This window comes from Asaia sp. HumB (genome assembly GCF_030263835.1).
Taxonomy (GTDB): domain Bacteria; phylum Pseudomonadota; class Alphaproteobacteria; order Acetobacterales; family Acetobacteraceae; genus Asaia; species Asaia bogorensis.
Genome location: NZ_JARPML010000001.1, coordinates 211,288 through 229,757, shown reverse-complemented (window position 1 = coordinate 229,757; position 18,470 = coordinate 211,288). Strand labels below are relative to the sequence as shown.

The window sequence follows — 18,470 nt, the reverse complement described above, 5'->3', positions numbered from 1 at the left end:
GTTCAGATCCATCTCTGGGGCGATATCGACCCGGACATTGATTACGAGTTTGTTCACCTCTGGCAGATGGACGAAAAGCAGGCTGCCGAGGTCGAGAAGCTTAAGTCCGACACCGACGCCGTGAACATCGTCTCGGGCAAGATATCGCCTGACGAGGCCCGCGAACGCGAGGCGACGGACGACACCAGCATCTATCGCAACGTGAACCTGACCGGCCCTGCCCAGAAAAGCCTGAAGACGATCTGGATGACGGCAGCATGTCGGGTCTGCTGAGCAAGGCGGAGGGCGAAGAGTGACGAAACTCCGGTGCGACAGCGCGAAAGGGCGAACACTCGCCCCGCAGCGCCCGAACGCCGGAGTGGAAGCCGCTTATCGCAAGGCCCTGACTGATCTGGTCGAGGAAATGGCGGCGAGCGTCGATTACTGGGTCAAGGCGAACTACCGCAAGATTGTGCCGCAGGTGGCGCAGGACGCCTCTCCTGCCTCGGTGCTTCAGGGCATCATGAACAAGCTCACAGCGCGGTGGCGGACCCGGTTTAACGAGGTCGCCGACGAACTGGCCCGTCGCTTCGTGAAGCAGGCTCAGAGCCACGCTGACCGGCAACTGAGCCTGGACCTGCAACGCAACGGGTTTGCGATCAAGTTCAAGCCGACAGCCGACATGCGCCGTCAGGCGGCCCTTTCTGCGGCTGAAAATGTTCTGCTGATCAAGTCGATCCCAGAGCAGTACCTCGCCCAGGTTGGTGGTGCTGTGATGCGATCGGCTCTGGCTGGCGGTGATCTCGGCACCCTGACGGCGGATCTGAAGCAGCGATACGGCATCACGCATCGACGCGCAGCCTTCATCGCCCGCGACCAGAACCGCAAGGTTGGCGAGGCCATGACCCGCACCCGGCAGATGGGTCTCGGGATTACAGAGGCTATCTGGCAGCACTCACACGGCGGAAAGCATCCGCGAGAGAGCCACGACAAGGCCGGTCGCGACAAGCTGCGCTACCGGCTCGACAAGGGCGCCTACATTGACGGGCAGTGGATTTTCCCCGGCTCCGAGCCGAATTGCCGGTGTGTCTCCAAGCCGATCATCCCAGGATTTGATGACTGATGACAAAGCAGGTCATGGCCTTCGACCGATCCGTTCGACGGGTCGATGATGACGGCCATCTACACGTCGAGCGGTGCATCCTCAGTGCGGCTGTAGTCTCGCCCTACTGGGGCAGCGAGATCAAGGACGCCGAACGCCTCGGGCTCAAGCCTGACGTGCTGTATCAGGTCTATCGCGATGCCGATGCCCTGCGTGATGCCGCAGCGAGCATGAACGGCAAGCCACTGATCGAGATCCACCAGCCGATCAGTGCCGACGCTCACCCCCGCGAAATCACGGTGGGCGCAGTCAACAACGTCTCATTCAATGCCCCCGACCTGATCGGCGAACTGTCGATCTGGGACGGTGACGCAATCGCACGAATTCAGGACGGCTCGAAGCGCAGCGTATCCGCTGGATATGCCTACGATATCGTCCCTGAGAGCGGGACCATCAACGGGCAGGAATACAGCCTAAAGATGGTCAACATCCGCTTCAACCATCTCGCCCTGGTCGAGAAACCCCGCGTTGACACCGCCATCATTGGCGACAGCGCATCCCCAACATTGGAGAGAAAGAGCATGGCTGGACACAAGCCCATGTCACCGGCGGCGAAGGTTTCAGCCGCTCTGAAGGCCGGTCGCCTCGCACTCGATGCCTCGGAAGAGGATGTGAAGAAGTGCATGGACGAGGAAGAGGACGACCGCAAGGAAGCCGAGGACGAGGAAGAAGAGGACAAGGACCGCAAGGCCGAAGACTCTGACGACACGGACGATGACGACGACGATGCCATGGACGAGGAAGAGGACGACAAGGACGACCGCAAGGCCGCCGATGCTGCCCCTCGGATGATCTCGCTTGCCGACGCCCGCCGCATGGCTCGTGACGAAGCCGCCCGCGCCGTGGCCAAGCAGGAACAGAAGGCCGCAGCCCTGCGCGTGGCTCTCGATGCCGTTCGCCCGGTCGTTGGCGACGTGCATGGCATGGACAGCGCCGCTTCAGTCTATCGCTATGCGCTCGCCGATCAGGGCGTGGCCTTTGACGGCGTTTCCGATGCCTCTGGTCTGGCCGCGATCTGGCGTGTCGTCACGCAGCGTCAGGCATCCCCTCGCCGCATCGCCGCCGACAGCGCCGTTGCCACTGATTCCCCGATCGCGGGCAAGTCTGCTCGCATCAAGGCATAAGGAGCCTGACCGATGGGTTTCCCCAACAAGATCAATTACAACTGGGCGGTCGGCTTCCCTGGCGGGATCGCCTCGGCCAATCCCCGACGCTCGGCCATTCCCGGCTCGCTCGGTTTCCGCGCTGGTTCGGCTGGCGTAGCGGTCGGCGCGTTCGGATGGGTGCAGGCTGACGGTGTGACCGTGCTGAACAAGCCGGTCGGCTCCGAAGCTCCCACGGGCTTCGTTCTGCGCGATCAGCAGGCTCTCATCACAGCCTATCTGGCCGAGAGCACCATGCTCCTGCCGAGCGGCTTCAACGTGCAGCTCATGTCGGGTGGCGATTACTTCGCCGTTGCCTCCACCGCAGCCACAGCAGGTCAGGCCGTCTATGCCTCGACCACTGACGGCAGCCTTCAGACGGGCGCGGCTGGCACGGTTCCGAGCGGCACCGTCGCCACAGGCTTCGTCGTCACGCAGGGCGGCGCTGCTGGCGCAACCATCATCATCTCCGGCGCCGTTGCGCCGATCTCCGGGAGCAACGAATAATGGCATCGTTTCGCGCTGAGGCCCCTCGCCTTGCGATGGATTGGGGCATCAACCTTCGCGGCGTCACGCACTACACCGACGAGAAGGGCGTGGCGCTCGACGCTGCTCCCGTGTTCGGTGCCGTAACCGCCCCGAACAGCGGCATCCCGGCGATCCTGAACACGACCGTCGATCCGCAGCTTATCCGCCAGCTCATCACTCCGACCAAATCCGAAGAGATTTACGGTTCGGAAAAGAAGGGCGACCGGACCAACAAGACCGTCATGTTCCCGGTCATCGAGTCCTCGGGTTACGCCGTGGCCTATGGTGACTACGAGCAGGGCGGCGACAGCAGCGCGAACGCCAATTGGGTGTCGCGTCAGTCCTTCCACTTCCAGACCTGGGCCAAGTACGGCGACCTTGAGTCGGAGATGATGGGAACGGCAAGCATCCCGTGGGTGGCTGAGCAGCGCACGGCGGGCGTATCGGTTCTCGCCAAGCAGCAGAACCTCATCAACCTGTTCGGCGTCTCCGGCCTGGAGAACTACGGTGCGTTGAATGACCCGGCCCTGCCTGCGGCTATCACCGCATCGCAGAAGAGCGGCAGCAACACGGCATGGACCAGCACCAGCGATCCTAACGCCATCTACGTCGATTTCGTGACGTTGTTCACTGCGCTCAACAAGGCGCTGATGGGCAACATCAACAATCAGACGCGCCTCAAGGTCGTCGTGCCGTCCGAACTGTCGGCAGTCATGACCTACACGAACAGCTTCGGCATCACCCTTGAGGACATGCTGAAGAAGTCCTGGCCGAACATGGAGATCGTGTTCTTGCCGGAAGCGGGTGTCACCATGTCGGGCGGCTACACCAGCGCCAATGTCATGCAGATGTTCGCGCCCGAGATCGACGGGGTTGAAACGGTCTCGACCGCCTTCACCGAGAAGCTGACGATGCACCGTATCGAGCAGTATTCGACCAATGCACGCCAGAAGATGAGCCGTGGCGGATGGGGCACGATCTGGAAGCGTCCCATGGCTGTTGCACAGATGGTGGGGATCTGATCATGGCTGATACCGTCACTGTTCTCTGCCGCCTTCCCCATGGCCTGGAACTCCGCATTGCTCCTGATGGTGATGTGGAGCGGCGTGCCAAACTCAGCGCCGATGACAAGCCCGACCGCAGCCCGGTCGGCTACGTCCAGAGCGTCACCGTCAACGGCGCCAACCGTGCGCCGGACTACCATCCCAAGGACAATGTCCTGCTGGGTCGTGTCGGGCGCACGCAGGTCGAGAAATCCTTTTGGGATAAGTGGCTCGCCCAGCACAAGGACAGCGACCTTGTGAAGAACCATTGCGTCTTTGCGGAAGTGACCGAGCGTGCAGCCGATGCGAAGGCCCGCGAGTTTGCGACCGAAAAGACCGGGTTCGAGGGCGTCAGCCCTGAGGATCTGCAGCGCAAGGGTATGGAAGCGGAGACCGCGACCCGATGACCGACACCACGCCGCAACCGGGCGTTGTCACGTTCGACTATGCGGCGTGGTCAGCGGCCTATCCTGAATTGGCGTCCTCGGTCACAGAGGCAGCTGCTCAGGCCCGGTTCGATATGGCAACCGCCATTCTCGACAATAGCGCCTACAGCCCCGAGCCGGACGTGACCAAGCGAACGCGTCTGCTCTACCTGCTAACCGCGCATATCGCGTTCCTGTTCCTGCCCCAGTCTCAGGGTGGGCGTGGGGCCGATAGCGTCGGACGGCTGGCCTCGGCCACTCGTGGCAGCGTCTCAGTCTCGTTCGATGCCGGTTCGACAGCGGCCAATCAGTCATGGTTCGCCCAGACGCAATATCGCCTCATGTTCTGGCAGGCGACGATCTATCTCCGACAAATGCGGTTCATCCCCGGACGCTCCGCACGCGCAAGGATCTGGCCCTGATGGCAAAGCAGGTACTCAGGGGCGGCGACAAGCTGCGCAAGGCGTTGGACGACCTCGCGAAGAAGGTGGCGCGTGGCGGTACTGTCGAGGCGGGGTTCATCGACGGTCGGACATACTCAGACGCCGCCAAAACCCCAGTCGCGCAGGTTGCGCAATGGAACGAGTTTGGAACCTCGACCTCACCCCCTCGTCCTTTCATGCGGCAAACGATCAACGATCACCAAGACGGCTGGGGTAAGGCTCTCGCGACCTCGCTCAAAGCGACAGATTATGACGTGCATCGATCCTTGGATTTCGTGGGCGAAATAATCGATGACCAGATCAGGACCAGCATCAGAGAAGGCAGCTTCGCGCCGATCTCGGAGAGAACGCTTGAAGCCCGTCTGGCGTCCTCCAAACGCACAGGCACACTCAAGTCGGTGAACATGGAGACTGCAAGCAAGCCGCTCGTGGACACGGGGCTCATGCTTGGCTCAGTCAGCCACGAGGTATCCGATGATTGACGTGTTCGGCATCGCCTCTGGCGCGCTGGGGATCGTCAACCCGGCAACCACCGTCACGGTGAAGTGCTCTGACGGGTACGAGATCCAGCCTGACGGTTCGCCCAAGCTAAAGACCTTCACCCTTACCGTTGAGGCCGACATTCAGGCCGTCTCGGCGGGTGATCTCGAGCATGTGGCCAGCATCAACCAGCAGGCTGACATGCGCGCCGTCTATATCCGGGGCGGCCTCAAGGGGCTTTCCCGCCCGCTGCAAGTTGGCGGCGATCTTCTCAATTTCTACGGCTCTGACTGGCTCGTAACGCAGCCGGTCGAGGAATGGGGTTTCGGCGAATGGTCCAAAGTGATTGTGACCCGGCAGACAGCGGCCCCCTGTCCCATGTGACGCTCTCCCCGACCGATCGCGAGATAAACACCGCTCTCCGGTCCTGGCTCCTGACGGTCGTGCCGAATGGTGTGGAGGTGATGCAGGGCCAGCTTAACCGGGTGGCAGCCCCGACCGGCCCGTTCATCGTTTTCACGCCGCTCTTTCGCCGGCGCATCGCTACCAACGCATCACGCTACACCAGCACAACGCGTAAAGTGGTCGAGCCGATGGAGTGCACGGTCCAGATATCGGCTTTCGGTTCGGTATCTGGCGAGGCCGTACAGCGTGTCGTGGCCCTCTGGCGGGACATGTATGCGGCTGACTGGCTGCGCAACGCCACAGGCGGCGTCATGGCCCCTCTCTACGCCTCTGAGCCGCGTCAGACCGGCTTCATCAACAGCGACAAGCAATACGAGGACAACTGGACGGCGGACCTGAAATTCCAGGTCAATTTCACCGTCTCGACCCCTCAGGACTTTGCCCAATCCATCACCGTCGATCTCCGCGAGGTCGATGCTTCTTTCCCCTCACCCAAGGAGTGAACGCCCGTGGCGGTCGGAACACCTATCTCCCTCGTCGTGTCGGTCGTGCCGGGCACAATCCCGGCGAACGGCACCCTCGATTTCCTCAATGGCCTCGTAATCACTGCCGACATAGCCGCAGTCCCTAACGGAACTACGAAGGTATTTTATGACCTTGCAAGCGTCGGCGTAACATTCGGCACGAGTTCGAATGAATACAAAATCGCTGAAGCGTATTTCGTGGGATACGATAATGCGTTACAATTTCCTGCCACCCTCTACTTCGCAGGATATGGCCCGGACTCGACTCCGGCATCGTTCATGTCGTCCGACGCTATCACGTCTCTCCCCTGGACGGGGTTTACGACCGCTTACGAGCCAGACCTTGCGACGAAGCAGGCATTCGCTACATGGACAGGGGCCCAGAATGCGAAATACTGGTACGTCCCTTGGGATACTGACACGGCTGCATCGACGCAGGGCAGCACGGCGAGTTTTGGCGCGTGGCTGGTCGCGCAGGACCTCACCGGCACTTCTCCCGTTTACATGGACCCGGCTGCGGCGGGCGCTTTTCTGGGCTGGATGGCTGCCCTGAACTTCGATCAGGTGAACGGTCGCCAGAACCTCGCCTTTACCTCAAACGGCCAGGTCACACCCGCCACCTACAGCGCGGCGACGGCGGCCACCCTGCTGGCCAACGGCTACAACTGGTACGGCCAGTTCAGCGGGCGCGCAGGCTCTTTCAACTGGGTCTATAACGGCAGCGTCTCCGGTCCCTTCCTCTGGGCGGACAGCTACATCAACCAGATCTGGATCAATGCGCTTCTGCAGTATGCCGACGCCTCGACCCTGACGAATTTCGGCAACGTGCCGTTCAATACGCAGGGCGATGCGATTATCTCGGCCGGGCGCAAGTCGGTGATCAGTCAGGCTCTCAGCTACGGCGCGATTCAGACCGGCGTTGCGATCAGCGACAGCCAGAAGCTCGCCATCAATCGCTTCTTCGGCGTGGATAGTGCCGCGGACTCAGTGGTGAACCAGGGCTATTACGAGCAGCCCGGCGCATCCACGGCCACGTCTGCCAACCGTGCAGCCCGCACCATTCCGGCGTCCAAGTTCGCCTATGCGGACGGCCAGTCCGTCCAAATGATCACCCTTCTGTCCCGTGAGGTCATCTGATGTCCTTTATCACTTCGGCTGACGCCATCTTCATGCTCACGGTGCAGACGCTGTTCAATGCACCGGTACGCCTCGAAAACTGGTCGGCAGATCGTGCGTGGGAGGCTGCCGCGATTGAGCAGGCCGAAACCCGAATGTCGATCGACGGCAGGCTCAATGCTGGCTGGGTGCCGAACCCGGTTGAAATGACGCTGGGCCTCCAGCCGAATTCCGATAGCTGCATCATGTTCGAGGGCATCTCGACGTCTCAGGCTGGTGCGCGCACCCTCTACAGCCTCGGCGGCGAGATCACGCTTCCGGGTCTGAGGCGAAAATACACGCTCGTGACCGGATACCTCGTTTCGGCCTCCCCCCTGCCGAGCGCCGGTCGCCTGCTCGAAGAGCGTCAGTTCACCATTCGTTGGGAGCGGGTCTATCCCGTTGGCATCTGATGGCACTGCGAGAAACGACCTACACGATCCCTGACGGCGAGGACGCGGGCAAGGTGTTCGTGATCACTCGCATGCCCGCCATGCAGGCCGACAAATGGGCGCGGCATCTGGTCAAGGCGCTGACGAGGGCGGGCATGGCCCTCCCTGCGGATGCAATGGAAGTCGGGCTGTCAGGGCTCGGGGGCATGGCTCAGGCCATGTTCGGCCAGCTTGAGGACGAGGCCGCCGACAAGGCGCTTGATGCCCTCATGGCAACGGTCAAGATCCAGCGCGACCCGGCAAACCCGGCATCGCGTGGTCAGATCATTGACGCCGATCTGGAAGATCCCGAGACGCTGCCTCGCCTGCAAGCGGAGGCGTTCCGGATGCATCTGGGTTTTTTCAAAGCCGCCGCGTACCTCATTTCCCCGCTCGTGCAAATGCTGGTGCCCCAGGCGGCAAGCGACTAACCCCAGCCCGCTGCGTGAACGTGTCCCGCCCGATCGCTTACGTGGTCGGGTCGGGCCTTGCCACGCTGCACGAACTCAGCACCATCTACGACACCGAGGACATGCTTGACCTCATGGAGATTGGGATGGTGCGGGATTATAACGGAGGGTGAAGATGCAATCTGAGAAACGTCAGATCGGCGTCAATCCAAGCGCCGCGTTTTGGCAAGAGCTTGCCAGTCTATGTCCAGACTTTGCGCCGCTTTCTGAAGATCGACCGCAAGCTTTCCTGCTGCTGCCGGCGTTAGAGAAACCCGAACCACTGTTGCAAGGTCAGTGCCACCAAGAGCCCCGCAAGGGCAATCGAGCACTACTCCTCCTTCGGGGGTAAAGGCGACCTGCATTGTCTGGTCGAAATCGAACGCTATGACCGGTTGCCCAGATGCGGCCCGGTCGTAGATGTCTTGCAGCTTCTTCTCAGTTTCGTCGCTCATCCCCCGACCTCAGCGCACCGGATCGAGTCCCGTCAACGGATTCAGGTGATGGAGAGAAACCACGACGCGGCGGTAGGGATATTGCCGAGGCCGAACTCAACAACCTTACCCACAGCGGCCTTCAGCCCTTCTTCTTTCAGACCCAACAGACGCTTCTTCGCTTCGGCCTTCTTTTCTTCAGGTTCGGAGCTTGCGTCGATCTTGGCGGCAATGAGTGCCCGCAGCGTGTCGGCTTCGAACCTCACAGTGACGACGTTGAGGATCGCGCTCAGGCCGCCGTCATCTTGGAGAAAGTCGAGGCCTTTGTTGGTGATAACGGGCCAAGTATCCTCGACTTGCATATAGCGAAGTGTCTCGGCTGCATGGACGTGACATAAGCCGCTGTCGCACAGATACTTTATATTTTTGGAGAGAGCCCGAGCATCGTGTGTGGGATAGTCTTGAAGATTGATCTGCGTGGCATCGGGGTAGGCCCCTGACATCGCCACCAGAAGTTTTCTTTGCAGATCTCTATCCATCCAATCAACCATAACCGCCTCCTCAATTCAGATACTTCACCACCACGAAGGTCGGGGCGACCGTCTGCGCGCCTAGGACAGAGGTGATGCTACTTCGCAGCGCCACAGCGCTCGTCAGGGGCGCAGGTGTTCATCGCGTGTAACAATAAGCTCATGTCCTCAGGCTCAACAGCGCCATCCAGATAAAAAGCAGCCGTTCCATATGATACTAAGGCCGGAGGGGCGCCGTTTGCATTCAATGCCTTAGCTATGCGGCGGGCCTGCGCCTCGTCAGAGGTGTAGAGGGCATATCCTTGAGGGCAGTAATGATTCTTGTTATGTAGAGCGAAGATATCGCCGTTTCTGAACTGAACGGCTATCTTGCCAGCTCCGCACGGGATTATCTCTCCCGAGACCAAGAACATCATTGATGCCTTCGCCTCGTCCCTAGGCAATGTGAATATTGTGAACTCTTGAACGTTATCCACTCGAAGATGCAACTCTGGCACGTTGAGGGCTCCGCTAACGATGCCCCACTTCCCTGAAAACTCTCCCCTGATGGGGGGATTTCTTTTCAGAACATCCCGCTGCTGGCTGAGGAACTCGGTGTCTTCTAGCGCTTGGCGGTTAGCGGCCAATACTTCTTCATCGACTTGGCGCGGCTGGACAGCAGAGTTCCCTCGAATTAGGGCTGGGGGCAAGCTCGGGCTTTCTCGGGTATGGAGGCTTCGATCAGATTTCGGCCAGTGGTCTGCTAACCAAAATCCTCCCAGGCCAATCAACACAGTCCATCCCAATAGCTTCTTCGTTTGCATGGATACCTTGAGCCCTAGCGGACAAAGTCAGCCTTTGATTACATGCCTCGTGAGCGGCGAAAATCCAGAAGATTTAGTTTCTTATCGATCTCTTTCTTTTCATTTTCGAGATCTGCCAGCCTTCCTATCAGAAGGCTTCTAATCTCCGCACCTACAAAGTCTTGAGCTGCGATTTTTGGTATGGCAGCAATGATTGCATCTATTGCGAATTGTGCATTCTCATAATCTTGCTGAAGATATCGAATTTTCTTATCCAAAATCTCAGTCGCGCGGTCCGGGTCTGTCTCAGATCTAGGCCAAAAGCTGCGCGATAGCCGATCGGTAAGCTCCGCATTGAATGACGATCCTGAGGCGGCAGCGGCCTCCTCAAGGGCATCTTTAAGCTCTGCTGGTAGTCTGATGCGGAATTGAGAATCTTCACGGGCCATTTGAGTGCCATAGCAGAAAAAATGGTTTGACAATACACCACTGGTGGTGTGACATTGTTCCGGCACACCGTCACAAGGAGGATTATGTGTCCCGTGAATGGCCCCAGATTAAAATCAGGGTCCCAATCCGAAGCAAGGATTGGCTATCCCGTCTAGCCGCAAACGAGCGGCGATCGATCAATTCGACAATCAATTTGCTCATAGAGCGAGAGATCGTCAGGCAAAAAAAAGGCATCGGGGGTGAGTTTGGCGACCTCCCCGATGCCTCTGAACAATGACCCAGAAAGGACACTGCGATGACCGCAGATAGCACAAACACGCCTGATGGCGCAAAAACGATTTTCAACACCGTTGAGATCGATTTCAGAGAAGCGATCAAGGCGCTTTCCCGTGAAGATCTGGAGAAGCTCGCATCTGACCAATGCACAGTGATTGGCCTGATGTGGGATAGCGTGATCGATATGCGTCGCGTACAGAACCCGCCGTCACGAGATGAGATGCTCCAAATCGCTGGAGATATGCTCGAAGTGCTCGACGATGACTCTCGGGACGCGCACGAGATTTTCTATGGGGGTCCCGCTCGCGAAAGGCTGAAGGCTCTCTTTCCTGCCTTGCGCAGCGAAGGAGGCGTAGCATGACCGACGCTCTCACAATCCTCGAGACAAAGATCCGCCGAGATATCGAAGGGCGCTACTGCCTTAACGATTGTCATAGGGCAGCCGGTGGCGCGAAGAAGGATGGTCCTTCGTATTATCTCGCAACCGAAGGTGCAAAGAAGCTGGTTGCCGAAATGGAAGGGCATACCGACTTTCCGGTAGGCCCCACCAACATCATCAATGATGGCAAAAACAACGGCACCTACGTTGCCAAGGAACTGGTTTACGCCTACGCGATGTGGATCAGCCCGTCCTTTAATTTGAAGGTCATTCAGGCCTTTGATGCCCTGATGATGGGCAACACTCCCAAAGTCTCGCTGTCCCGCAACGCCCAGCTTCGTTCGGCTGTCGCGCTCCTCGGAACGTCAATCACCTTCAATAGGCGTATGGGCATGGACCTTCAGCAAGCGCGGATTAAGGCGCTGGCGAAGGTCGAAGACGAAACCGGCGTTGACCTCGCTAAAACATTTGGCTGGACGGCTCAGATCGCGCCTCAACAGGTTGAGACCCTTACCCCCACGCAGATCGGGCAGCGCCTCGGCATCGGGCCGCGCGAGGCAAACCAACTACTGAAACAGGCGGGGCTTCAGGTGGATAGCCGGGACGCGAAAAACCGCATCTCATGGGCACCTACTGACAATGGCCTGTCATATGCCCGCTTGGAGGATCTGAGCAAGGCACACACAGACGGGACGACGCAGGCCTGGCGCTGGTATCCCAAGGTGGTGGATTTCCTACGCCCTTTCTCCCGCCCGAAGGAGGCAGCGTCATGAGCGCGCTGGCGGTATTTGGGCAAACCTGTCCGCAGCGCATGAGCGCGGAAGAGGTAGGCAGGAACATCGGATCGGCGCTTCATGCTGGTCTCGCCATAACGCAGGGAGACAATCGCGATCTCGAGGCTCAGCGTGAAAGGCTCAAGCTTGGCGCTCAGGCGATTATGCAGGCATGGCGCGATCTTGACGTGTTGGAGATCCGGGAAGAGACAGAAGTTCTGACCCGGCTTCAGAATGTGGAAAGGACGATCAGCGCCAGACAGCGCCCTGCCCTCGCGTAACCGGGTATCTGCACCTCCATAACGGAGGTGCAGGCCACGCCCTTAGTTCGTCGGATTCTCGGGCGCATCCGGAAGCGGCGCGTTCTCGCCCGGCTTGGGCTCAGGTGCCGGATGGCTGGGATCGTATGTCGGTGTCGGTTTCGAGGTCATGCGGGCTTTCCTCCGTCCTCGGGATGATCGGGATGATCGGGGTGCTCAGGCGCGTCGTCCTGCTGCGGGCTCGTGTCGGGATACGGCTCAAACGGCTCGTCGCTCCCCGGCTTGGCTGGGTTCGGCTTGTTTGTCATCGTCGTTTTCCAGAGGTGAGATGACTCAAGTCGATTGACGCGTGAGGGTTGCGTTAGACGCGCATAAGAAAGGGGGCCGAAGCCCCCTCACCAAAAAACACCAAGCAACTGGACCACTCGTGTTAGGCCGCAAGTAGTTGCGGCTCATCCGCGCACCAATCCTTGCTGACACCCTGAGGAGCGACTTCCAGGCCGGAGCGATGTTGCATCACGATATTGAGCTCAACCTCGCGTTCCCCTTTCTTGATCGGGCGCATCTTGATGATCGTCTTGCCAGAAAAACCCTCCGGCACATGATCCTCGAGAGCCGTAACGGCAATCAACCGCACTTGTTTATCCGCCCAAGCACCCACGGTCTGTTTGTCACCCTCCCAGCGGGAAAGCGTCGACGGATCCATCGTAAGCGCCTCCGCAAACGCTGACGCGCTCATCCCCAGAACTCTGCGAATGAAGCGAACATCCCGCCCCGAAAGCTCAAGCGGGCAAAGGGCACGAACGACAGCAACCGACGCAACCAAGGATTCATAGTCGCGTATCGAAATACCTACACGCTCTCCCGTCGCTTCATCGATTTCTTCTTCGACACCATCCAAAATGGTAACAGGATGAGAAAGCCCAAGGGTATCGTCTACGTACCGCTCAATGGCTCTGAACATGGCTCTTGACCTCAGTAGCTAAATCTTGATCACAGTCACGACGCGCAGGTATTCAACACCTGATCGCCGGCGCAGTTCGACGATGACGCGAATGAGGCAATCATCCTCATCCGAGCCCTCAACCTGCCAGCGCTGTTCGCCCGTGCGTGTATTTGGATAGCCGAGGCAAACTGACTCGGCCTTCTTGACTATTCTTTCGGCTAGAAACGGTGGCACGTCTCGTTCTGCAGATCTTTTTCTGGCATGAGGCTCGTCCCATACGATTCTGGCTCCCTCCATCAGAAGGGCCTTGAGTTCATTGGCCGGATCTACCAACTCGCTTCCAGTATGCAGAAGATTGTAAATTCTTGACGCTACGTCAAGTCCTGAGCGCGGTCATGCCTCAAAAAATGAGATTTATCCCGAGAAATCCCTTGATCTTCATCATTGGACGGCGATTCGCGTCAACCCCGCCCTTCTCCTTGCTCCGCTTGACCAAACTCCCTACTGTGATCTGGTCTGATGCCAGACTGACGCCCCCATGGTTCGCCCTGGGGGCTTTTTTCGTTTTGGAGCCCTGAAAATGTCCATAATTGATCGCCTCGTCATCCAGCTTGGCATGGACACGAAGGGATTCTCCGGCGAGGCGCGCAAATCGGTCGAGCAGTTGCGCGAGGTGGAGAAGCAGGCTCAGGCCACCGGGTCGGGCATGGAGCGCGATGGGGTCAAGGCCGCGTCGTTCTTCTCCGGCGTTCGGCGCGAGGCGCTGGCTATGTTCGCCGTGTTCACGGGCGGGAAGAGCCTGAAGGCTTTCGTGACCGATACTGCGCAGGCCAATGCGCAACTTGGCTACATGGCCCGCAATCTGAACATGGACCCATCGCAGCTTTACCGGCTTGAGGCGGCGGCAAAGGCGGCAGGGGGCAGCTTTGGAGAAGTGGCGCAGACGTTCGGATCGCTCCAGCAGAGACTGACAGACCCTAAGCAGTGGGCTGAAGTAACCAACGCCTTCTCGCAGCTTGGGGTGACTGATTTTCTGGATAAAAAGGGCAATATCAACCCCAATCTCGCCGCCCTTCTGAACCGTGGCATTCACGCCCAGCATCTCTCAAATGCCAAGGCGATTGCCTTGATGAACCAAGTTAATATCGGCGCGGGAATGCAAAACCTTGGGCTGATGAGCGAGGATGAATTTTCCAAGTTTCAGGCCAAACAAAACAGTCTGAGCGCGCCCTCAGATGAGGATATCAAAAACCTTACCGCCCTTAATCAATCGCTCGCCAATCTCAAGCGCGAAAACGACGCCCTTGCGACCTCTCTTGCCGGGCAGCTTTCACCTGAGCTTCAGAAGGTAATCGACCAATTCACCAAGTGGGAGCAGGAACACCCTGAGCCTGCCAAGGTGATCGCTGGGATTGCTTTCGCAGTTGACGAGTTGAGCAAGTCTCTCAACGGGCTCGGCAGCATCCTCGTCGGGATGACGGGCCTAAGCATCCTCAAGAAGCTGTTCGGCGGTGACAAAAAAGCTCTCAAGGCTGCAATCGATGAAATAAAAGCACTGCGCGCCGGGGTGGTGCCTAAGACAGAGGCGGCGCTGACTGCCGGAGGGCGTTACGCATCGAGGCTGCTTGGCGTCACGGCACTTACGGTCGGTGAAGGGCTGAGTCTCAACTCGGATATCAACGACAGCCGAAGACGGGCAAACCAGACATACGACGCCTCCACTCACAAGCAGGAGCATCAAAGCTTCCTATATCAGAGCCTGATCCGGGCAGGGTATTCCCGCAATGCGGCTCTTGGCGTGGTGGGAAATCTCGAGCAGGAAAGCGCCCTAAACCCTGGCGCCACCGGTGATCGGGACTGGGCAGGCAATCCCTCCGCGTTCGGTATTGCGCAATGGCACAAAGAGCGCGCCGACGACATTCAGAAGCGGTTCGGCATCGACGTGCGGACAGCCGGTTATGAGGATCAGGTCAGGGCACTTCTTCTTGAACTGAAATCAGGCGGCGATGCCGGCGCCAAACAGGCCGACGCCGCGCTTCGTGACCCGAACATCTCCGTCGATCGCGCAGTCAAAGCGTTTCGTGAGCACTTTGAGCGCCCTCTCAATGCAGATGGCAAAGAGGACGAATGGCGTTTGGCGCTTGCCTTGAAGGCGCGTGACTCAATCCCGGAAGCTCCGGCGATATCAAGTCAGGACACCCCGCTTCCGATTGCGGACAACAGCCGGAACGACACGACTGTTATCCGCTATGACGCATCGAAGGCCGAGCAGGGCAGCGCAATCAAACGCTTGGCTGAAAGTGTGGATGCTCATCTGCGCGGCCAAAAGCCCGCCGTGGGCCTCGACCGCGAAGATATAGCGATGCTCCTCCAGCGCCGCGACCAGCCGCAGAGTGTCAGTCCGCAGGCTGACGCGATCAAGGCTTGGCGTGATCAACAGGTGCAGGCGGTGCAGTCGATCGGGACGGGCGACGTGTCAAGAATGGCCGCGTCAGTGACCGCAGGTTCAAGTCCTGGCTCTGTTTCGAACACCACGACAACGAACCACAACGCCTCATTTAACGGGGATGTGGTGATCCACACCAATGCAACGGACGCTCAGGGCATGGCTCGCGATGCAGTGCCCCAGCTTCGCAAGCAGCTATCATCCAACAATATGTCGGGATTACAGTGATGGCGTTTCCAACAATCCCCCTCCCGGACGTGTGGGACGTGCCGGTTATGGTGGGCGTCCCTGCCCTGCTTGGGCAATCGATCGGAAATGGCGTCACCGCCTCAATTTCCAATCTGCTTGGCCAAGAGGTCGCGAATATCCAGATTGCGAACGCTTTCAAGGATTGGGGCATATTCAGGAGCAACGAAGCCGTTCTTACGGCGGCTCACGTTCTCGGCGTCGAATATGAGATGCGCTACCAAATCTCAACGGCGCCGACTGAGGACGGTAATTTCACCTCATACAACAAGGCGAAATTCCCCTATCTCAGCCGGATCTTGATGGTTTGCGATGGGAACGAAAGCGGCAGCACGATAACGGGTGGCTTTGAAAACGGCCTCACGGCTGGCTTCAAGCAGATCCTGGGATCGATCACCGGGGCAACGCCGCTACAGGTTCGCAAAAGCTTTTTCGACACGCTCGAACAGATCGTTGCAGATACCAATCTGTATGACATCCATATGCCAGAGCGCAGCTACACCAACGCGAATATCGTCGGATACCGTTTCCGGCGCACTGAACGTGATGGAGTCACGATGCCGGTGGTTGAGATCGAGCTTCAGGAGGTGCGTACCACCGCCACGCAGGGCTACAGGAACACGCAGGCGCGAACGGTTTCAGCGTCTGACCCTGTTCAGGCAGGCCAGGTGCAAATTCAGAAGCTTCCGAGCGGCGCACCCGATCTCGTGGGGCTCATGAGCGGGATATCAGGCTGATGGCTGGAATCATACCTCTGGCCGCAACGCCAAGCCAGACGCTCAATGTCGTTCTCAGCGGGCAAAATATCAGGCTCGATGTGCAGCAGCGCCGCACCGGGATCTACTTCAACGTGTGGCAAAATGAGACGCAAGTCGTCTCTGGTGCCCTCGCTTTGACCGGTACCTACATCGTCAGGGCGGCCTATCTTGGCCTTCCCGGCGATTTCGCTTTCATCGACCTGCAAGGTTCCGACGATCCTGATTACTCAGGCTTCGGGACCCGATGGTTCCTGTTCTATTCGGGGGCGTGATGTCAGACACCGCAACGGCGCGTGCTGCGCGCCTACCTCGTAGTTTCACGCAAAAGAAGATCCGGGTGACTTTCACGGTCGCCAGTCGCGGTCTGGGTAATGGCTCCACAAGCGACGAGGTAACGCTTGAGGGATACCGTTGCCAGATTGAGGTGCTTAGCGCAGGCCTCCGCGTTGGGCAGTCCTGCAATCTGCGCATCTATGGGGTTAGCCTTCCTATCATGAACCGGCTTTCGATGCTGGCCTACCCGATCGATCCCGTTTACCTCGATGCGATCCGTACGACTTACAACACCGTTCGCGTTGAGGCCGGAGACGATGAAACCGGACTGGCCACGATCTATTACGGCATCATTTCCGAGGCATTTGCCGACTTCAGTTCCATCCCTGAGCCCGCGTTTCAGGTCTACTCGCAAAGTGTACAAGGCCCGAATGTCGCGATCGTCCCGGCGCAGACCTACAAGGCTGGAACCTCGATCGCAGAGATTATCTCCAACCTGGCCGCACAGTCCGGATACACCTTCGTAAACTACGGGCTTAATGCGCGTTTACCTGCTGATCAGTACCTACACGGCACGCTCGATCAACAGATTGGACAGCTTTATAAAGCCTTCAAATTTATCCACACGATCAGGAATGGCGAAGCGACCGCATCGGACACCGCTCCGAGATACCAGGTCACGGTTTGGTCCCGGAACCTTCAGGACATACAGGCGGCAGTCATTCCTAAGATCAGCGCCCGCACCGGCCTGATCGGATATCCTTCATACAACTCATCCGGCATCTATTTCACAACGCTGTTTGATCGACGCCTGCAATTCATGGCGCCGATCGAGGTGGATAGCTCTTATCTGCCTGAGGCTTGGGTCAACAATCAGTCGGGCCAGGTGGCTCCTATTCCCGTGAATGGGACTTGGATACCCTCCCTCGTAGCCCATGAACTTGATGCTGAAATACCCAATGGTCGTTGGTTCACGCGCGTTGAAGCAGTGCGAGCCGACAAGTTTGGCGCAGTAAAGGCCCCAACATCATGACAAATCCGATGACGCTCTCTTCCATCTTCGCCCACAATACGGATGCGGGCGCGATCGATGCGGCGATTGAGAGACATATCTCCGATCTTGGCATCCCCATCCTCGTCCAGGTCAAAGCCGTCCACGGCGGCGGCGTGTCGCTGGTAGGTCAGGTGGACGTGCAGCCCATGGTCCACATGCAGGACGGACAGGGCAAGACGTACCCCCATGGCGTCATAACCGGCGTTCCCTACCTGCGCGTGCAGGGCGGCACCTCGGCGCTGATCATCGACCCGATGGTGGGAGATATCGGCTTCGTCATGGTTTCCGGCCGCGATATCCAGAATGTCATCACGTCCCGCCAGCCTTCGGCGCCGGGCTCGTTCCGGATGCACTCCATGAGCGATTGCGTCTATGTGGGCGGGTTTCTGAATGGTGCGCCCAATCAGTTCATCATCATGAATGGTGATGGCATCCGCATCGTCTCACCGGGCACTGTTCGCATCGAAGCGAACGCCGCTGAGATCGCCTGCGGTCTCAAGGTTGACGGGCCTATCACGGCCACCGGAGACGTGACCGGCAACGGAATCTCTCTCGACAATCACACGCATACGGGCGTGCAGACGGGCAGCGGCTCAACCGGCAAGCCACAGTGACCCTGTTTCGCTGTACTTTGACCAAACAGCGTGCCATAAACCGATAGTCTGCCGATAATCCGGCCAGTCCCAAGGAAATCAGC

General features: G+C 58.7%; 28 protein-coding genes and 1 pseudogene. 22 read left to right on the top strand and 7 right to left on the bottom strand.

Annotated elements, in window-relative coordinates; genetic code table 11:
- The 14 genes and pseudogenes from P5689_RS01260 to P5689_RS01195 form a co-directional block, all read left to right on the top strand.
- Positions 1–273, top strand: a pseudogene (locus P5689_RS01260) (hypothetical protein); the annotation flags it as partial.
- A gap of 19 nt (positions 274–292) precedes the next feature.
- Positions 293–1,102, top strand: a complete 810-nt coding sequence (locus tag P5689_RS01255) for a phage minor head protein (protein ID WP_285531807.1) — start codon at positions 293–295, stop codon at positions 1,100–1,102.
- A complete protein-coding gene (locus tag P5689_RS01250; RefSeq protein ID WP_285531548.1) occupies positions 1,102–2,265 on the top strand; it encodes a DUF2213 domain-containing protein in 1,164 nt (387 codons plus the stop codon). Before P5689_RS01255 ends, P5689_RS01250 begins: the two co-directional genes overlap by 1 nt.
- 12 nt (positions 2,266–2,277) lie before the next feature.
- The gene (locus P5689_RS01245; protein ID WP_285531806.1) at positions 2,278–2,790 is read left to right on the top strand and encodes a hypothetical protein; all 513 of its coding nucleotides are present in this window, start codon (positions 2,278–2,280) and stop codon (positions 2,788–2,790) included.
- Positions 2,790–3,833, top strand: coding sequence for a hypothetical protein (locus P5689_RS01240; protein ID WP_285531805.1), 1,044 nt, complete (start codon positions 2,790–2,792; stop codon positions 3,831–3,833). The genes P5689_RS01245 and P5689_RS01240 overlap by 1 nt, the downstream gene beginning before the upstream one ends.
- Positions 3,834–3,835: 2 nt before the next feature.
- Entirely contained in the window at positions 3,836–4,261 is a 426-nt protein-coding gene (locus tag P5689_RS01235) for a hypothetical protein (protein WP_285531804.1), read from the top strand.
- Positions 4,258–4,701 carry a DUF4054 domain-containing protein gene (locus P5689_RS01230; protein ID WP_285531803.1) on the top strand — a complete coding sequence of 148 codons (444 nt, stop codon included), beginning with the start codon at positions 4,258–4,260 and terminating at the stop codon, positions 4,699–4,701. The genes P5689_RS01235 and P5689_RS01230 overlap by 4 nt, the downstream gene beginning before the upstream one ends.
- Complete coding sequence (locus P5689_RS01225) at positions 4,701–5,204, top strand: hypothetical protein (RefSeq protein ID WP_285531801.1); 504 nt, start codon at positions 4,701–4,703, stop codon at positions 5,202–5,204. The genes P5689_RS01230 and P5689_RS01225 overlap by 1 nt, the downstream gene beginning before the upstream one ends.
- A complete protein-coding gene (locus tag P5689_RS01220) occupies positions 5,197–5,586 on the top strand; it encodes a hypothetical protein (RefSeq protein ID WP_285531800.1) in 390 nt (129 codons plus the stop codon). Before P5689_RS01225 ends, P5689_RS01220 begins: the two co-directional genes overlap by 8 nt.
- A complete protein-coding gene (locus tag P5689_RS01215) occupies positions 5,535–6,110 on the top strand; it encodes an LIC_12616 family protein (protein WP_285531799.1) in 576 nt (191 codons plus the stop codon). The genes P5689_RS01220 and P5689_RS01215 overlap by 52 nt, the downstream gene beginning before the upstream one ends.
- A gap of 6 nt (positions 6,111–6,116) precedes the next feature.
- On the top strand, positions 6,117–7,268 hold the full coding sequence (locus tag P5689_RS01210; RefSeq protein ID WP_285531798.1) for a DUF3383 family protein: 1,152 nt from the start codon (positions 6,117–6,119) through the stop codon (positions 7,266–7,268).
- Positions 7,268–7,699 (top strand): phage tail fiber protein, encoded by a 432-nt coding sequence (locus P5689_RS01205; protein ID WP_285531797.1) that lies wholly within the window; start codon positions 7,268–7,270, stop codon positions 7,697–7,699. Before P5689_RS01210 ends, P5689_RS01205 begins: the two co-directional genes overlap by 1 nt.
- Positions 7,699–8,148 (top strand): phage tail assembly chaperone, encoded by a 450-nt coding sequence (locus tag P5689_RS01200; RefSeq protein WP_285531796.1) that lies wholly within the window; start codon positions 7,699–7,701, stop codon positions 8,146–8,148. The genes P5689_RS01205 and P5689_RS01200 overlap by 1 nt, the downstream gene beginning before the upstream one ends.
- A gap of 20 nt (positions 8,149–8,168) precedes the next feature.
- The gene (locus tag P5689_RS01195; protein WP_255424149.1) at positions 8,169–8,300 is read left to right on the top strand and encodes a hypothetical protein; all 132 of its coding nucleotides are present in this window, start codon (positions 8,169–8,171) and stop codon (positions 8,298–8,300) included.
- A 30-nt stretch (positions 8,301–8,330) separates the two neighbouring features.
- On the opposite strand, the gene P5689_RS01190 is transcribed toward P5689_RS01195, so the two are convergent.
- From P5689_RS01190 to P5689_RS01175, 4 genes are all read right to left on the bottom strand, one after another.
- Positions 8,331–8,621, bottom strand: coding sequence for a hypothetical protein (locus tag P5689_RS01190; protein WP_127100917.1), 291 nt, complete (start codon positions 8,619–8,621; stop codon positions 8,331–8,333).
- A gap of 41 nt (positions 8,622–8,662) precedes the next feature.
- A complete protein-coding gene (locus tag P5689_RS01185; RefSeq protein ID WP_285531794.1) occupies positions 8,663–9,151 on the bottom strand; it encodes a hypothetical protein in 489 nt (162 codons plus the stop codon).
- A gap of 77 nt (positions 9,152–9,228) precedes the next feature.
- Positions 9,229–9,756: a hypothetical protein gene (locus P5689_RS01180; protein WP_285531793.1), complete on the bottom strand. Its 528-nt coding sequence runs from the start codon at positions 9,754–9,756 to the stop codon at positions 9,229–9,231.
- Positions 9,757–9,971: 215 nt separating this feature from the next.
- The gene (locus P5689_RS01175) at positions 9,972–10,361 is read right to left on the bottom strand and encodes an Arc family DNA-binding protein (RefSeq protein ID WP_285531792.1); all 390 of its coding nucleotides are present in this window, start codon (positions 10,359–10,361) and stop codon (positions 9,972–9,974) included.
- 296 nt (positions 10,362–10,657) lie between these two features.
- Here P5689_RS01175 and P5689_RS01170 point away from each other — a divergent pair, with 296 nt between their 5' ends.
- From P5689_RS01170 to P5689_RS01160, 3 genes are read left to right on the top strand one after another with little or no spacing between them, the layout of a single operon-like run.
- A complete protein-coding gene (locus P5689_RS01170; protein WP_285531791.1) occupies positions 10,658–10,999 on the top strand; it encodes a hypothetical protein in 342 nt (113 codons plus the stop codon).
- The gene (locus tag P5689_RS01165) at positions 10,996–11,790 is read left to right on the top strand and encodes a KilA-N domain-containing protein (protein ID WP_285531790.1); all 795 of its coding nucleotides are present in this window, start codon (positions 10,996–10,998) and stop codon (positions 11,788–11,790) included. The genes P5689_RS01170 and P5689_RS01165 overlap by 4 nt, the downstream gene beginning before the upstream one ends.
- The gene (locus tag P5689_RS01160; RefSeq protein ID WP_285531788.1) at positions 11,787–12,071 is read left to right on the top strand and encodes a hypothetical protein; all 285 of its coding nucleotides are present in this window, start codon (positions 11,787–11,789) and stop codon (positions 12,069–12,071) included. The genes P5689_RS01165 and P5689_RS01160 overlap by 4 nt, the downstream gene beginning before the upstream one ends.
- 146 nt (positions 12,072–12,217) lie before the next feature.
- On the opposite strand, the gene P5689_RS01155 is transcribed toward P5689_RS01160, so the two are convergent.
- The 3 genes from P5689_RS01155 to P5689_RS01145 form a co-directional block, all read right to left on the bottom strand.
- A complete protein-coding gene (locus P5689_RS01155) occupies positions 12,218–12,358 on the bottom strand; it encodes a hypothetical protein (protein WP_285531787.1) in 141 nt (46 codons plus the stop codon).
- Between the two features lie 122 nt (positions 12,359–12,480).
- Positions 12,481–13,014 carry a hypothetical protein gene (locus P5689_RS01150; RefSeq protein ID WP_285531786.1) on the bottom strand — a complete coding sequence of 178 codons (534 nt, stop codon included), beginning with the start codon at positions 13,012–13,014 and terminating at the stop codon, positions 12,481–12,483.
- A gap of 18 nt (positions 13,015–13,032) precedes the next feature.
- Positions 13,033–13,329 (bottom strand): hypothetical protein, encoded by a 297-nt coding sequence (locus P5689_RS01145; RefSeq protein WP_285531785.1) that lies wholly within the window; start codon positions 13,327–13,329, stop codon positions 13,033–13,035.
- A 340-nt stretch (positions 13,330–13,669) separates the two neighbouring features.
- Between P5689_RS01145 and P5689_RS01140 the strand changes: the two genes are divergently transcribed.
- The 5 genes from P5689_RS01140 to P5689_RS01120 are packed head-to-tail and all read left to right on the top strand — an operon-like array spanning position 13,670 to position 18,387.
- A complete protein-coding gene (locus P5689_RS01140) occupies positions 13,670–15,670 on the top strand; it encodes a phage tail tip lysozyme (protein WP_285531784.1) in 2,001 nt (666 codons plus the stop codon).
- Positions 15,670–16,425, top strand: coding sequence for a hypothetical protein (locus tag P5689_RS01135; protein WP_285531782.1), 756 nt, complete (start codon positions 15,670–15,672; stop codon positions 16,423–16,425). The genes P5689_RS01140 and P5689_RS01135 overlap by 1 nt, the downstream gene beginning before the upstream one ends.
- Positions 16,425–16,718 carry a phage baseplate plug protein gene (locus P5689_RS01130; protein WP_285531781.1) on the top strand — a complete coding sequence of 98 codons (294 nt, stop codon included), beginning with the start codon at positions 16,425–16,427 and terminating at the stop codon, positions 16,716–16,718. Before P5689_RS01135 ends, P5689_RS01130 begins: the two co-directional genes overlap by 1 nt.
- Positions 16,718–17,752: a hypothetical protein gene (locus tag P5689_RS01125; protein ID WP_285531780.1), complete on the top strand. Its 1,035-nt coding sequence runs from the start codon at positions 16,718–16,720 to the stop codon at positions 17,750–17,752. The genes P5689_RS01130 and P5689_RS01125 overlap by 1 nt, the downstream gene beginning before the upstream one ends.
- Positions 17,749–18,387: a Gp138 family membrane-puncturing spike protein gene (locus P5689_RS01120; protein WP_285531779.1), complete on the top strand. Its 639-nt coding sequence runs from the start codon at positions 17,749–17,751 to the stop codon at positions 18,385–18,387. Before P5689_RS01125 ends, P5689_RS01120 begins: the two co-directional genes overlap by 4 nt.
- The last annotated feature ends 83 nt before the right edge of the window (positions 18,388–18,470 follow it).

What these genes read in the sequence shown, in the direction of transcription:
- P5689_RS01250 (WP_285531548.1), top strand. Translation starts at nt 1,102, where the DNA reads ATGACAAAGCAGGTCATGGCCTTCGACCGATCCGTTCGACGGGTCGAT.
- P5689_RS01245 (WP_285531806.1), top strand. Translation starts at nt 2,278, where the DNA reads ATGGGTTTCCCCAACAAGATCAATTACAACTGGGCGGTCGGCTTCCCT.
- P5689_RS01240 (WP_285531805.1), top strand. Translation starts at nt 2,790, where the DNA reads ATGGCATCGTTTCGCGCTGAGGCCCCTCGCCTTGCGATGGATTGGGGC.
- P5689_RS01235 (WP_285531804.1), top strand. Translation starts at nt 3,836, where the DNA reads ATGGCTGATACCGTCACTGTTCTCTGCCGCCTTCCCCATGGCCTGGAA.
- P5689_RS01230 (WP_285531803.1), top strand. Translation starts at nt 4,258, where the DNA reads ATGACCGACACCACGCCGCAACCGGGCGTTGTCACGTTCGACTATGCG.
- P5689_RS01225 (WP_285531801.1), top strand. Translation starts at nt 4,701, where the DNA reads ATGGCAAAGCAGGTACTCAGGGGCGGCGACAAGCTGCGCAAGGCGTTG.
- P5689_RS01220 (WP_285531800.1), top strand. Translation starts at nt 5,197, where the DNA reads ATGATTGACGTGTTCGGCATCGCCTCTGGCGCGCTGGGGATCGTCAAC.
- P5689_RS01215 (WP_285531799.1), top strand. Translation starts at nt 5,535, where the DNA reads ATGGTCCAAAGTGATTGTGACCCGGCAGACAGCGGCCCCCTGTCCCAT.
- P5689_RS01205 (WP_285531797.1), top strand. Translation starts at nt 7,268, where the DNA reads ATGTCCTTTATCACTTCGGCTGACGCCATCTTCATGCTCACGGTGCAG.
- P5689_RS01200 (WP_285531796.1), top strand. Translation starts at nt 7,699, where the DNA reads ATGGCACTGCGAGAAACGACCTACACGATCCCTGACGGCGAGGACGCG.
- P5689_RS01190 (WP_127100917.1), bottom strand. Translation starts at nt 8,621, where the DNA reads ATGAGCGACGAAACTGAGAAGAAGCTGCAAGACATCTACGACCGGGCC.
- P5689_RS01185 (WP_285531794.1), bottom strand. Translation starts at nt 9,151, where the DNA reads ATGGTTGATTGGATGGATAGAGATCTGCAAAGAAAACTTCTGGTGGCG.
- P5689_RS01175 (WP_285531792.1), bottom strand. Translation starts at nt 10,361, where the DNA reads ATGGCCCGTGAAGATTCTCAATTCCGCATCAGACTACCAGCAGAGCTT.
- P5689_RS01170 (WP_285531791.1), top strand. Translation starts at nt 10,658, where the DNA reads ATGACCGCAGATAGCACAAACACGCCTGATGGCGCAAAAACGATTTTC.
- P5689_RS01165 (WP_285531790.1), top strand. Translation starts at nt 10,996, where the DNA reads ATGACCGACGCTCTCACAATCCTCGAGACAAAGATCCGCCGAGATATC.
- P5689_RS01160 (WP_285531788.1), top strand. Translation starts at nt 11,787, where the DNA reads ATGAGCGCGCTGGCGGTATTTGGGCAAACCTGTCCGCAGCGCATGAGC.
- P5689_RS01155 (WP_285531787.1), bottom strand. Translation starts at nt 12,358, where the DNA reads ATGACAAACAAGCCGAACCCAGCCAAGCCGGGGAGCGACGAGCCGTTT.
- P5689_RS01150 (WP_285531786.1), bottom strand. Translation starts at nt 13,014, where the DNA reads ATGTTCAGAGCCATTGAGCGGTACGTAGACGATACCCTTGGGCTTTCT.
- P5689_RS01135 (WP_285531782.1), top strand. Translation starts at nt 15,670, where the DNA reads ATGGCGTTTCCAACAATCCCCCTCCCGGACGTGTGGGACGTGCCGGTT.
- P5689_RS01130 (WP_285531781.1), top strand. Translation starts at nt 16,425, where the DNA reads ATGGCTGGAATCATACCTCTGGCCGCAACGCCAAGCCAGACGCTCAAT.
- P5689_RS01125 (WP_285531780.1), top strand. Translation starts at nt 16,718, where the DNA reads ATGTCAGACACCGCAACGGCGCGTGCTGCGCGCCTACCTCGTAGTTTC.
- P5689_RS01120 (WP_285531779.1), top strand. Translation starts at nt 17,749, where the DNA reads ATGACAAATCCGATGACGCTCTCTTCCATCTTCGCCCACAATACGGAT.